The organism is Collinsella sp. HCP3S3_D1, from assembly GCF_052064015.1.
Lineage (GTDB): Bacteria > Actinomycetota > Coriobacteriia > Coriobacteriales > Coriobacteriaceae > Collinsella.
In genome coordinates, this window is the sequence record NZ_JBQHWK010000030.1 from 1 (window position 1) to 10,332 (window position 10,332).

The window sequence follows — 10,332 nt, forward strand, 5'->3', positions numbered from 1 at the left end:
TGAAAGTACGTTAGCGGGGCCGGCGAAAGCGCGTTAGCGCATTCGGCGAGATGCGTTTGCGAAAGTGGTCAATTTTAGATTAGCGCTAACAGACGGCTACGACTGGTCGGCCGTGTCGTGGCCGGAGGGCATGGGGCGCGAGTCGCTGCTCGCGCTCGACTTCGTCGAGCGCAGGGAGGACCTCGTGCTCATGGGCGACGTCGGCACCGGCAAGACGCACATGGCGTCGGCCCTCTGCGCGCTGGCGTGCGAGAGGAGGCTCGAGGCGCGCTTCTTCACGGCGTCCTCGCTCGTGATGCGCCTGAGGCGCGCCCGCGACGACGGGAGGCTCGACCGGGAGGCCGCGCTCATCGGCAAGGCCCGCCTGCTCGTCATCGACGAGCTCGGGTTTCTCCCGCTCGACTCGGACGGGGCGAGGCTGCTCTTCCAGGTCTTCGCCGACGCATACGAGAGGCAGTCGGTGGTAATCACCACGAACCTGGAGTTCAGCAGGTGGGGGTCGGTGTTCGGGGACGACCAGATGGCCGCCGCCGTGATCGACCGCATCGTCCACCACGGGAGGCTCGTCCAGTTCCGCGGCGAGTCCTACCGCGTCCGCCATGCCCTCATGCAGGAGGGCTAGCCGCTCAAAAAGCGTGCGCGCTTCCGATGCTCAGGCTGCTCAATTTCCGATGATCTTTTTGCTCAAATCCTCTTGACGAAACACACCCTCGAAAATGAACGTCAAATTGGCGTGAATGCGGCCCGCGCAGCGTCAGCAGGTCCGCCGTTCGGTAGAACGGCGGAACAAATTACCTAACGTACACCACGTTGTCGCGGCGGGGCTTTGCCTCGGGTAGCGTGTCCTCGGCATAGCCCAGAATGCAGTTACCGACACCACGCAGGCTGCCGTCGGCGGGCAGGCCCCAGCTGGCCAGCAGCTCCAGGCCCTCGGGCGAGTCAAAGACCTCATGCGCGCGGTGAATCCAGCACGAATCGACACCCAGTGCATAGGCGGCGTTGAGCAAGTTGCCCATGGCGAGCGAGCCGTCTTCCAGATGTGTGGGCACGCTGCGGTCAACCAGCACCACCACAACGGTCTTGGCGCCATAGAAGGGGTCGCTGTTGCTGCCCATGACCTGGGCGTTGAGCTGTGAGAGACGCTCGACGGTCGCGGGGTCGGTGACGGCGACAAACGTCACCGGCTGGCGGCCCATGCCGCTCGGTGCATATTGGCCGGCTTCGATAATACGTGCAAGCTTTTTGGCCTCGACGGGACGATCGCTGTATTTGCGGCAGCTGCGGCGGTGAATGAGTGCTTCGATAGTCTCCATGGTGTCTCCTTGCGGTGGCGTTGCAGATGCCCCGTTCCTACCCGTCGGGCTCAAACGATAGACGGTCAAGTGCCCGGCAAAAGGATAGATTCCAATTGGGAAAGTGGGTTTGCATAAAAGTACCTTTAAAATGTGACAAGCCAATGGGATGGTTAAACGTTTTATCCCGTCTGCCCTGCGGTTTTTACCACTTGCCTAAATGACGAACGCATAACCTCTGATAAAGGTTTTACTAAAGGAGTACCAACGTTTATCAACGCGCCGTGGTGGCGCCGGGCCAGGAGGTAACTATCATGTTCCAGGCTGGAGATGTCGTCGAGACCGATTTCGAAGGATTTCTGAAGCTGCTGCGTTCCAAGACACGCGCTTTTGTGACGATTGACGATCACGAGTACTACATCACGCACACCGATGGCTATTGGCGTGTTCAGGATTGCGAGGCCCTCAACGATAAGGGCCACTTTACTGACTGCTCCGAGCTGGTCAACACGCTCTGCGAGGTCGTCGAGCTGCCTTGGATCTGCGGCAAAAGCCTGCACGATAGCTTCTCGGGCGCTACGGTCTACGAGGCTGTCGCCGCTTAACAGGCAATGAAACCCGATTTTCACGTGACCGCTGGCGCCGCCCCCGCGCCGGCGGTCTTTTTCTGCCGATAGGTCATAAAAGTGCAGGCATTTGCGGAGAACCTGTTGACGATAGTCAAAGCTCGGACTAATCTAGAGACACGAAATTGGTCAAAAATCGGACAATCGAATGGTGGGATAGATGAATAGTGCGGTTACGCCGGTCGACTTCGACCGGTTGCTCAATGGACTTGACCATATCTATTCGGAGTTCTCGCGCGCCTGCGGCCTTTCGGACTGCGCTTACTGGATGCTCGTCGATACCAGCACGGCAGGCGGCAGTATTGCCGTAAGCCGTCTGACAAGCGAATGGTTCTACAGCAAGCAGACCATCAACTCGGCAATTAAAACCTTGACGGCGCGGGGCTTCGCAACGTTGGAGTTTGCCGAAGGCAGCCGTAAGAACAAGGTTGTGCGTTTGACCGAAGCGGGCATGCGGTTTGCCGAGCAATATGCGCTGCCGGCGCAAGAAGCCGAGCAACAGGCTTTCGAAGTGCTCGAGCCCTGGGAACAGCGCGAAATCATGCGCCTCATCGAAAAATTTTCCCATGCGCTCGGCGATGAGTGCGATGTCTTTAAGCAGCATATCGCTGCCGAGAATCAAGGTGAGGGTGAGTCGTGCGACTGTTAATGAGGTTTTTGAAGCCCTATCGAGGGCTTGTCGCAGTGACGCTGCTGGCGCTGCTGGTGGATAACGTCGGTACGCTGTTGGTTCCCACGATGCTGGCGAACATGGTCAACACCGGTATTACCACGGGCGATGTCGACTACATCTTATGCAACGGCCTATACATGTTTATCGCGACGAGCATGGCGAGCGGCGGCACGGTGCTGGGCTGCTATCTTTCGGCGCGTCTGGCGGCTAACGTGGCCTGCGACATCCGCAATGCCGTCTACGACAAATCACTCGAGCTGTCTGCCAGCGATTTTGAGCGCTTTGGCACCGGATCGATGATCACGCGCTCACTCAACGACATCAACGTGATTCAACAGGCTGTCCTTCAGACGATTCAGCTGGTGCTGCCCGTGCCGTTCTTGGCTGTGGCGGGCATCATCTTCGCCTGGTTTATCGATCCGGCTATGGGCATGCTTCTGGGCGTCGTGGTTGCGATCGTGCTGGTTGCGGCGGTCTTTACGGTTGCCAATGCGGCACCGATTTTTATGCGATTGCAGGGTTTTATCGACCGCATGAACGTGGTGCTGCGCGAGAACATCGTGGGCGTGCGCGTCATCCGTGCGTTTAACAAGGAGCGTCGTGAGGAACAGCGCCTGGACGAGGTGTTTAGCGACTACGCCGCCAACGCCATAAAGGTCAACCACCTGTTTGTGGGCCTTGACAGCTCCAGCTTCTTTTTGATGAACATCGCCGAGGTGGCGGTGCTGTGGGTGGGCGGTAACCGGGTGGGCGCCCACGCCATGCAGATTGCGAGTATCTCGGCGGTGCTGGAGTATGCAATTCTGATCCTGTTCTTTGTGATGATGGCCCAGATGGTGGTGCTGACGCTTCCGCGTGCTGCCGCGTGCCTGAACCGTGCGCAGCAGGTGTTGGAGATTGAGCCGAGCATCGTGGACGGCGAGCGTACGCTGGGTGACGGGACGCCTGCCTCCGAGGACGATGCGGATGCTGTTGCCGTGTTCGACCACATGTCGTTTCGCTTTGACGACGCCGACGAGGATACCCTGTGCGACCTGAGCTTTGCCTGTCGTCGCGGTCAGACGACCGCGATTGTGGGCTCGACGGGCTCGGGCAAGTCGACGGTGGCAAAGCTTCTGCTGCGCTTCCACGATGCCACCAAGGGCGCCATTCGCCTGGACGGCATCGATCTGCGCGAGCTTTCGCAAGATGAGATTCGCGGGCGCATCGCCTATGTGCCGCAGAAGGCGTGGCTGTTCTCGGGCACCGTGGCAAGCAATCTGCGCTTTGGCAACGAGGACGCGACCGAGGCGGACATGCTTCATGCGCTGCAGGTTGCCCAGAGCACCTTTGTGCTCGATCAGCCGCAGGGGCTCGATACTCCGGTTGCCCAGGGCGGTACGAACTTTTCGGGCGGCCAGCGCCAGCGTCTGGCAATCGCCCGTGCGCTCATGAAGCATGCCGATCTGTATATCTTCGATGACAGCTTTTCGGCCCTGGACTTTAAGACCGATGCGGCCTTGCGCCATGCGCTGCAGGACGAGACGCGCGACGCCGCGGTGCTCATCATCGCGCAGCGCATCTCGACGATTTTGCATGCCGACCAGATTGTCGTGCTCAAGGATGGCGAGGTCGTGGGCCTGGGCGCGCACGAGGAACTTATGGAAACCTGCGAGGTGTACCGCGCCATCGCGGAATCGCAGATGAAGGGAGGTGAGTAGCATGACCGAGGAGCTCAAGAAGCGCAGCGACGCTATCGATGCCGTCGTTGTGGACGCGGCCGAGGAAGCGGTCGAGCAGTCTGCCGCGTCGACCGAGCTGGATGCCGCCGCCAGGGCCGCGGCCGAGCGCGAGGCTCGTCGCCAGGCGCTGTACGAGGAAAACGAGCGCGCCGAGGACGAGCGCGCCCGTGCCGAGGCAGAGCGTATGCGCGACGTGGACGACGAAGAAGAGGACGAGACGCCCCGGGATACCTGGGCGACGGTGCGCCGCTTGTGGAGCGAGGCCGCCGGCGACCATTGGCGCTTCTATATTGTATTCGCGAGCATTGTGTTCTACGTCATCTTTAACACCGCCGCGCCGGCATATAGCGCCCATGTTATCGACGAGCTGTGGGGCCATATACAGGTGGCGTTTGCCAGCGGAACGACCTTCAGCATCACCTGGGACCAGTGCGGTAAGACCATCTTTGTCTACTTTTTGATCTGGACGGCCGCCGGATCGTTCTATGCGCTGCAGAGTTTTTTGATGTCGAGCGTCGCCGAGCGACTCAACTTGCGTCTGCGCAACCGCATCGCGCAGAAGCTCAGCCGCCTGCCGCTCGCCTACTTTGACGCGCATCGCCCCGGTGAAGTGGTCAGCCGTGCGACCAACGACTTGGACAAGATGTCCGAGAGTATGCAGCGCGGATTGCTGCAGCTGCTGGTATCGATCGGTACCGTGACGGGTGCCATCATCATGATGTTTGTCTATAGCGTCAAGCTCACGTTGGTCTTTTTGGGCTTTACGGCGGTATCGTTGCTGGTGACCAAGGTGGTTTCGCGCCGAACGCATGATGTGACGGGCGAGCGTCAGGAGTGGGTGTCCAAAATCACGAGCGCGGTCGAGGAAGGCTATTCAGGCCGTTTGGTGATTCGCGCATTCAACCGCGAGCATCAGAGCTCTGCCGAGGTGCACGAGGCCTCGAGGGAGCTAGCGCGCGTGAGTACCAAGGCCGACTTTATGATCAATGCCGTAGGCCCTGCGGTTCGCTTTATCGGCCGTTTGGCGCAGATCGTGATCGCGCTGGTGGGCTGCAGCATGCTGGTCGCCGGCCACATGACCGTCGGCGTGTTCCAGGCGTTCTTCCAGTTTATCTACGGGGCGTCCGAACCCATGACGCAGCTGTCGTTCACTTTCAACTCGCTGCAGAGCGCGCTGGCGAGTGCGGAGCGCGTGTTCGACCTGCTCGATGAGCCCGAGATGGAAGCCGATCCGCTGCCGGGTGATGCTGCCAGGCTGCCGGGTCGCATTGAGGGCCGTGTCTCCTTTGAGCACGTGCGTTTTGGTTATTCGCCCGACAAGCCGCTTATGCGCGACGTGTCGTTTACCGCCGAGCCGGGCCAGAAGATCGCCGTGGTGGGAACCACGGGCGCAGGCAAGACGACACTCATCAACCTACTCATGCGCTTCTACGAGATTGACGGCGGGCGCATTACGCTCGACGGCGTGGACACGAGCTGTATGGACCGCGGCGAGCTGCGCCAGCAGTTTGGCATGGTGCTGCAGGACGCCTGGCTGTTTGACGGCACGATTGCCGAAAACATCGCCTACGGCTGTCCCGAGGCGACGCGCGACGAGATCGTGGCGGCTGCGCGCGCCGCGCAGGTCGACTTCTTTGTGCGCACCATGCCGCAGGGTTATGACACGCGGGTGGCAAACGATGCCGAGAGCATTAGCCAAGGGCAGCGTCAACTGCTGACCATCGCACGCGTGCTGCTCAACAACCCGGCGATTCTCATCCTGGACGAGGCGACGTCGAGCGTGGACACGCGTACCGAGCTCGCCATCGGTCGCGCCATGGACGCGCTTATGCGCGGGCGCACCAGCTTTGTGATCGCGCATCGCCTGTCGACGATCGTGGACGCCGACCTAATCTTGGTCATGGATCACGGCAACATTATCGAGCAGGGCACGCATAAGGAGTTGCTGGCTGCCGAGGGCGCCTACGCCGACCTCTATCTGAGCCAGTTCGCATAATGCGACATGGGGACGGCCCCCTTGTCGCATCAGAAATAAGGCGCGCCGGGGATAGATTCCCTGGCGCGCCTTTGCGCTGGCATGAATGTTGTCATTGGCCGTCCGCGTCTAGCGTTCGTCCACAAGTTTGGCAACGAGGGCTTTGAGCTCGGCTACCTCTTGCTCGAGTTCTTTGACGCGGCGGGCGTTCTCGGTGATGCCCTGACGGTTGAGGGCGGACTGCTCGGCGGCATCGTCAGGCATGTACTCGCGGTGCTGCTTGGCGTCGAAGCTCTCCTCGAACACGCGGCAGCCGTTGCGCTTGATGATGCGTCCCGGTACGCCCACGACGGTGCAGTTGTCGGGCACGTCCTTGACGACAACCGAGTTGCCGCCGATTTTGACGTTGTTGCCGATGCGAATGTTGCCGAGCACCTTGGCGCCCGTGCCCACGGTGACGTTGTTGCCCAGGGTGGGGTGGCGCTTGCCGGTTTCGTTGCCGGTGCCGCCAAGCGTGACGCCCTGGTAGAGCACGCAGTTGTCGCCCACGATGGTGGTTTCGCCGATGACGACGCCCATGGCGTGGTCGATAAAGAAATGCTTTCCGATCTGTGCAGCGGGATGAATCTCGACCCCGGTGATGTGGCGGGTGATTTGCGAGAGCACACGGGCGAGCGAGCGATGACCGTGCTCCCACAGCCAGTGCTCGGGCACGTGGTTCCACTTGGCGTGCAGGCCAGGATAGGAAAGGAAGATGACCAGACCGTTTTGCGCGGCGGGGTCCTGTGCCTGGACGGTCTTGATGTCCTCGCGAATGGTATTGATAAAGCTCACCGGCCGCCCTCCCTTAGCGCCATGGCAATGCGATTCAATAAAGTATAGCGATTCGCTAGGGATTAGGAAGAATAATCTTGGCGGCTTTGCATGACAGGTGTCAGTTATGCAAACTTACTGGTAATGGAGTCATGCTTTTGTGGGGTTGCGCACGAGGGGGCACCGCAACCGTATACTGGTCAACTTGGACGTATCCGCGCCCACAACTGAGAGGTTTTACTTCATGGGTTTCATCAATTTTATCGCCGAGCTACTCAAAGACCCGCGCACCGCGATTGCCAGCTGGATCGCCGCCGGCCCGCTTATGGCCTACGGCTGCGTGTTCCTCATTATCTTCGTTGAGACAGGCGTGGTGTTCTTCCCGTTCCTTCCCGGCGATTCACTGCTGTTTGCTTCGGGCTTCTTTGCCCATAACGGTGGCTTTAACATCGTGGCCCTGCTGGCCGTAGCATGGGCCGCTGCCATCCTGGGAGACCAGTGCAACTTTATGATCGGTCACTTCTTTGGCAAAAAGATCATCGCTTCGGGCAAGGTCAAGGCCATGACGCCCGAGCGTATCAAAAAGTCCGAGGACTTCTTGGACAAGTGGGGTCACCTGGCCATCTTCCTCGGCCGCTTCTTCCCGTTTATCCGCACCTTTGTGCCCTTCATTGCCGGCATGGGCGGCATGCACTGGCGCAACTTTGTCATCTACAACGTGCTGGGCGGCATTACCTGGTCGACGGTCTTTACACTGCTGGGCTACTTCTTTGGTGGCATTCCCTTTGTGCAGGAGCACTTTGAGTTGCTGATCATTGGCATCGTAGCCGTGTCGATCATCCCGACTGTAGTCGGCCTGGTTAAGGCTAAGCTGGGAAAACAGAACGCCTAACTCGAGCCGGCGCGAATAATAGTGTCAAAGAGGCCCGTCACCGCTTGCGGTGGCGGGCCTCTTTTGCTTCGGTCAAATGAAAATACTTTACTTAGTTAAAGAAAAACGTTTTATCCGACGCGCGCGGGGAGTACAATCTCGTCCATGCGAATCGACGTGCCATCGGCTTCGATGTTGCCCGCGTGTCCCGTCCGGCTCTACGCTCCGGGCGTGCGACGTTGCGACACGGTCGGCCTCGGTCCTTGCGTGCGGGTTCGCGAGTATGCAACTGTGTATGTAAGGAGCGACATATGACTGTCGAGAAGAAGGATATCGATTGGGGTAGCCTCGGCTTTGGCTACATGAAGACCGATTACAGCTACGAGGCTCATTGGAAGGATGGCGAGTGGGACGAGGGCGGCCTGACCACCGACCACACCATGCATGTCTCCGAGTGCGGCGGCATCTTCCATTACTGCCAGGAGGTCTTTGAGGGCCTGAAGGCCTACACCGCCGAGGATGGCAGCATCGTCTGCTTCCGTCCCGACATGAACGCTGAGCGCATGTATAACTCTGCCCAGCGCCTCGAGATGCCCCCGTTCCCCAAGGACAAGTTCGTTGAGGCCGTCAAGCAGGTCGTTTCTGCCAACGCCGCCTGGGTTCCGCCTTTCGGCTCCGGTGCGACCCTGTACGTGCGTCCGTTTATGATTGGCTCTGGTGACGTGATTGGCGTGGCTCCTGCTCCTGAGTACACGTTCCGCATTCTCGTGACTCCGGTCGGTCCGTACTTTAAGGGCGGCCTTAAGCCCGTTAAGCTGCGCGTTTCCGAGTATGACCGTGCAGCCCCGCATGGCACCGGCAACATCAAGGCCGGCCTGAACTACGCCATGTCCCTTAAGCCCACGATGGAGGCCCATCGCGAGGGCTATGCCGAGAACCTGTATCTTGACTCCGAGTCTCGCACCTATGTCGAGGAGACCGGTGGCGCCAACGTCCTGTTCGTGAAAGAGGACGGCACCCTCGTCGTTCCGCAGTCGCACACCGACTCGATCCTGCCCTCCATCACCCGTCGCTCGCTCGTTCAGGTCGCTCAGGACCTGGGCATGACCGTTGATCAGCGTCCCGTCGAGTGGGCCGAGGTCAAGGCCGGCACCTTTGTCGAGTGCGGTCTGTGCGGCACCGCTGCTGTTATCTCCCCGGTCGGCGAGATTGACAACAAGGTTTATGGTGCCGACGAGACCGTGACCTTCCCGGCTGGCTGCACCGAGATCGGCCCTGTTATGAAGAAACTTCGCGAGACCCTGACTGGTATTCAGTCTGGTGCTGTTGAGGATAAGCACAACTGGGTTTACACCGTCGCGTAAGCTGTCTTGTATGTTCGGTCCGAGGGCGACCTTCCTTTCCGGCGCGTCCTCGGACATGAAAGAACCCCCGCTGCGCACTGAACTGCACCCCAAAACTTGGACGGCTTAAATAAGAACTACGCCGCAAGGGGCTGGTTCCGGAACTCCTCCGGGGTCAGCCCTTTCAGTTTAACCTGCCTTCGCCTCGTGTTCCAATGGGCGACGTACGCGTCCAGGTCCGCCTTGAAGGACTCGAAGTCGGGCCATGTCCTTCCCCGGAAGAACTCGTCCTTCATGTGGCCGAAGACCTGCTCGGTGGCGCCGTTGTCGATGCAGTTTCCCTTTCTGGACATGCTCTGGACGATCCCGGCGTCCTTCAGCCTCCCGCACCATGCGGCGTGCTGGTACTGCCAGCCCATGTCGCTGTGGAGCACCGGCGTCGCGCCCTCGGGCATCTTCGCCAGCAGCTGGTCGAGCAGCTCGGCCTGCTGCGCCATGTCCGGGCTGGTCGACGTCGACCACGCGACTATCTCCTTGCTGCCGAAGTCGTACACCGGCGCGAAGTAGGCCTTGCCCCAGGGCTGCTTGAACTCGGTAACGTCGGTGCCCATCTTCTGCCACGGCCCGTCGGCGGCGAAGTCGCGCCCGATGACGTTCTCGAACGTCTCGCCCACGACCCCCCTGTACGAGTTGTACCTATGGTAGTCGGTCTCGCGGCGGATGCCGCAGCGGACCCCCATCTCCCGCATCATCTTGAGCACGGTCTTGTTGGCTATGCGCGCGCCCAGCTCGGCGCGCAGGCACATGGCGACCTGGCGGTGGCCGCACCCGTTGGCCGTGCGCGAGAAGATCTCCGCCACCGCGTCCCGCAGCTCCGGGCGCGTCGGCCTGGCCGGGTGCGACAGCGCGTAATAGTAGCTGGACCGGGCCAGGCCGGCGCACTCCAGCAGGCACCCCAGCCCGTACCCCTCTTCGCGCAGGGCGCTCACGGCCTCGACCTTCGCCCTGGTCAGAGTCC

The 10,332-nt window shown here is 60.4% G+C and carries 10 protein-coding genes; 7 read left to right on the forward strand and 3 right to left on the reverse strand.

Features of this window, described 5'->3' with window-relative positions:
• The first annotated feature begins 64 nt into the window (after nt 1-64).
• Complete coding sequence (istB, locus tag ACTNDJ_RS08745) at nt 65-622, forward strand: IS21-like element helper ATPase IstB (protein ID WP_441083556.1); 558 nt, start codon at nt 65-67, stop codon at nt 620-622.
• A gap of 169 nt (nt 623-791) precedes the next feature.
• Here the strand turns inward: istB and ACTNDJ_RS08750 are convergent, their stop codons facing one another.
• Nucleotides 792-1,313 carry a nitroreductase family protein gene (locus ACTNDJ_RS08750; protein WP_427794362.1) on the reverse strand — a complete coding sequence of 174 codons (522 nt, stop codon included), beginning with the start codon at nt 1,311-1,313 and terminating at the stop codon, nt 792-794.
• A 293-nt stretch (nt 1,314-1,606) separates the two neighbouring features.
• On the opposite strand from ACTNDJ_RS08750, the gene ACTNDJ_RS08755 reads away from it, so the two are divergent.
• The 4 genes from ACTNDJ_RS08755 to ACTNDJ_RS08770 all read left to right on the forward strand — a co-directional run bounded on the left by ACTNDJ_RS08755 (nt 1,607) and on the right by ACTNDJ_RS08770 (nt 6,308).
• Entirely contained in the window at nt 1,607-1,897 is a 291-nt protein-coding gene (locus tag ACTNDJ_RS08755; RefSeq protein WP_154517819.1) for a CDP-alcohol phosphatidyltransferase, read from the forward strand.
• Between the two features lie 181 nt (nt 1,898-2,078).
• Entirely contained in the window at nt 2,079-2,567 is a 489-nt protein-coding gene (locus ACTNDJ_RS08760) for a MarR family winged helix-turn-helix transcriptional regulator (RefSeq protein WP_441054518.1), read from the forward strand.
• Nucleotides 2,567-4,291, forward strand: a complete 1,725-nt coding sequence (locus ACTNDJ_RS08765; protein WP_441064248.1) for an ABC transporter ATP-binding protein — start codon at nt 2,567-2,569, stop codon at nt 4,289-4,291. The genes ACTNDJ_RS08760 and ACTNDJ_RS08765 overlap by 1 nt, the downstream gene beginning before the upstream one ends.
• A gap of 1 nt (nt 4,292) precedes the next feature.
• Nucleotides 4,293-6,308, forward strand: coding sequence for an ABC transporter ATP-binding protein (locus ACTNDJ_RS08770; RefSeq protein ID WP_441064245.1), 2,016 nt, complete (start codon nt 4,293-4,295; stop codon nt 6,306-6,308).
• A gap of 108 nt (nt 6,309-6,416) precedes the next feature.
• Here ACTNDJ_RS08770 and cysE read toward each other — a convergent pair whose 3' ends face one another.
• Complete coding sequence (gene cysE, locus ACTNDJ_RS08775) at nt 6,417-7,121, reverse strand: serine O-acetyltransferase (RefSeq protein WP_441016642.1); 705 nt, start codon at nt 7,119-7,121, stop codon at nt 6,417-6,419.
• Between the two features lie 223 nt (nt 7,122-7,344).
• On the opposite strand from cysE, the gene ACTNDJ_RS08780 reads away from it, so the two are divergent.
• Nucleotides 7,345-7,992: a VTT domain-containing protein gene (locus ACTNDJ_RS08780; RefSeq protein ID WP_154517831.1), complete on the forward strand. Its 648-nt coding sequence runs from the start codon at nt 7,345-7,347 to the stop codon at nt 7,990-7,992.
• Nucleotides 7,993-8,282: 290 nt separating this feature from the next.
• A complete protein-coding gene (locus tag ACTNDJ_RS08785) occupies nt 8,283-9,335 on the forward strand; it encodes a branched-chain amino acid aminotransferase (RefSeq protein ID WP_427728837.1) in 1,053 nt (350 codons plus the stop codon).
• A 116-nt stretch (nt 9,336-9,451) separates the two neighbouring features.
• On the opposite strand, the gene ACTNDJ_RS08790 is transcribed toward ACTNDJ_RS08785, so the two are convergent.
• A partial coding sequence (locus ACTNDJ_RS08790) for an IS3 family transposase (protein WP_441083557.1) occupies nt 9,452-10,332 on the reverse strand: 881 nt, incomplete at its 5' end.

What these genes read in the sequence shown, in the direction of transcription:
- ACTNDJ_RS08750 (WP_427794362.1), bottom strand. Translation starts at nt 1,313, where the DNA reads ATGGAGACTATCGAAGCACTCATTCACCGCCGCAGCTGCCGCAAATAC.
- ACTNDJ_RS08755 (WP_154517819.1), top strand. Translation starts at nt 1,607, where the DNA reads ATGTTCCAGGCTGGAGATGTCGTCGAGACCGATTTCGAAGGATTTCTG.
- ACTNDJ_RS08760 (WP_441054518.1), top strand. Translation starts at nt 2,079, where the DNA reads ATGAATAGTGCGGTTACGCCGGTCGACTTCGACCGGTTGCTCAATGGA.
- ACTNDJ_RS08765 (WP_441064248.1), top strand. Translation starts at nt 2,567, where the DNA reads ATGAGGTTTTTGAAGCCCTATCGAGGGCTTGTCGCAGTGACGCTGCTG.
- ACTNDJ_RS08770 (WP_441064245.1), top strand. Translation starts at nt 4,293, where the DNA reads ATGACCGAGGAGCTCAAGAAGCGCAGCGACGCTATCGATGCCGTCGTT.
- ACTNDJ_RS08780 (WP_154517831.1), top strand. Translation starts at nt 7,345, where the DNA reads ATGGGTTTCATCAATTTTATCGCCGAGCTACTCAAAGACCCGCGCACC.
- ACTNDJ_RS08785 (WP_427728837.1), top strand. Translation starts at nt 8,283, where the DNA reads ATGACTGTCGAGAAGAAGGATATCGATTGGGGTAGCCTCGGCTTTGGC.